2 protein-coding genes are annotated in these 2,116 nt (G+C 39.8%); both read right to left on the minus strand.

Going from position 1 to position 2,116, the window contains the following annotated elements; all coding sequences use genetic code 11:
- A partial coding sequence (locus tag AACQ17_RS09060) for a MalM family protein (RefSeq protein WP_240507677.1) occupies positions 1 to 355 on the minus strand: 355 nt, incomplete at its 3' end.
- Between the two features lie 65 nt (positions 356 to 420).
- Positions 421 to 1,770, minus strand: a complete 1,350-nt coding sequence (locus AACQ17_RS09065; protein WP_170935155.1) for a carbohydrate porin — start codon at positions 1,768 to 1,770, stop codon at positions 421 to 423.
- Positions 1,771 to 2,116: the final 346 nt, after the last annotated feature.

Consider the following 2,116-nt stretch of genomic DNA (forward strand, 5'->3'; position numbering starts at 1 on the left):
AAACAATATTGAACGTCTGATCTAACATAATTAATTTTGGCAAAAATACCGCTTTATCAAACATGTAGCTACTAAGCTGTATTTGCACTTTTACTGAACGTTGAGGGAGCTGAAAAGCATTAAAATAGCTATTGCCATCTGTAAAGTGGCCAATAGGGGCACTTTCATCAATATCAAACTCGATACTTTCATTGCTTTGTAGCTCAATCCAAGGAAAGTCAGCATAATTATTACAGCATACTTTTGCGTATGAGATAGCCTCAGTAGACGAAAGGTTTGAGGTAGATGGAACTGAACTACAGGCAGTCAAAGCTGCTCCGAGGATAAGGGTCATTAATGATTTTTTATTATTCATCGTTATTCTCTATCATTTACAAAGCAAAAAAGGCAGCCAATAGGCTGCCTTAAATCTTAGTTGAGTTAGAACCAGATTTCAGTGTGGACACCGATAACTGTTTCATTTTTGCCATCTTTGATGCCAATTTGTGATGCGCTTGCTTCATCATCAGCAGAAATATAGCTAATGTATGGTTTGATTTGTGGACGACCGAAGTAATCAGCATTGACTGTAAATGCAGCAGCTAATTCCACATTGAAAATATCGCTTTCTAGTGCCTCACCAGTACGACCCCAGTAACCTTCAGCTCCCTCTTCATGAGCATAAGAACCTGTCATTTCAAGACGTAGGTTATCATTCACTTTATACGATGGACGAACAGCAGCAATATAACGTTTCAAATCTTTAGCACCAAATAACTCATCCAGCGCACCAAAATAGGTAATTTCAGAGCCCATTTGCCAGTTTTCGGAAATATTCAGTACACCGTAAGAAGTCAAGAAAATCGACTCTTGCTTATCATCACCGCCTGACCAGCCACCAAAGTTAACACCACGGTTTTGCGCAACACCTTTACCATATGCAATAGCAGATTGAGCCCAACCATCCAAGCCGTAATAGCTAGAATTTAACGTGATTGATGCGCCAAAACCATCATCTGATTTACTGTCTTTGTTCGCTTGTTCCATGTATTTAAAATCAAAGTCTAAGCTACCAAAACCAACATCGACACCGTAGTAATAAAAATCATATGAGGTCAGTGTTTTACGTTCATCGGCACTATTTTGGACAATTTTGCACTTACTTGGATCTGTAGAAATAGAACCGTCATCTTGTTTACAATCAGTAGAATATGATGGGGCCACACCTGCATCAGGATCGGCGACCACCACCGCAAATCCTGCAGTATTGCCAGCAAGCTTAGTTTGAACACCAGCACCTACGCCAGAAGATTGTTTCCAAAATTCACCAGAAAGAATACCAGCAGCACGGTTTAGGAAACGTTGACCAGCCCATATAGATGTGTCTTCTCCTAAGTAGGATAAACCACCGATTTCAACAAAAGTTTCTTTCACTTCAAATTGTGCAGTGTCATTGGCTTTTTGACTACCAGATGAAGAATAAGCGTACGAGTTACCATTACCGTATTCAGAACGAACAGTGAAATTTGACCAAACACCATTTTCATGTTCTGTGTGTTTCTTAATTACAAACTCAACCTGATTGGTGCTTTTTCCATGAGTACCCGCTGTTTTGTAATCTGGTTTACCAAACTCTGTATCAACAGTTTCACCATCAACCATGCGGAAATTCATTGAAGCATACCCATGAACTTCCCAGCCGTCTTTTAGTACATCTGTTTCTGCAGCAAAAGCAGAACCTGCTGCTAGAGTAGCAGCCACTGCGGCAGCAATTACACTTACTTTTTTCATTCTTAACTCCATTAAGGACGATTTATATTTATGGAAAATTTTAACTACGGACAGCATTTAAAACTTTCACTCTTCTCCTATTGGAACCTGCAAGGCAGTTGACAGATAGACGCTAAAAGAAGAGGTAAGACGGGACTAAGTCCCCAGTTGTTTCAACGGTGATAAGATTACTAAAGGCGTAATAGGCTTGCTTCCTCCGCCTCAAAGTAATTTAGGGGGGAGGAGAAAGGATGAGTAATTTTATAGTATGGCGTTTTTAAAGCACGGATCACGGATTTCAGGGGGAGGAGATCAGTTAATGGTTATAAAATAGAATACAAAATGCCTTATTGATCACTATTTAGGG

The organism is Vibrio sp. V10_P2A27P122, assembly GCF_963874335.1.
GTDB lineage: Bacteria > Pseudomonadota > Gammaproteobacteria > Enterobacterales > Vibrionaceae > Vibrio > Vibrio anguillarum.

Excerpts from the sequence above, each read along its gene's own strand:
- AACQ17_RS09065 (WP_170935155.1), bottom strand. The coding sequence starts at position 1,770 with ATGAAAAAAGTAAGTGTAATTGCTGCCGCAGTGGCTGCTACTCTAGCA.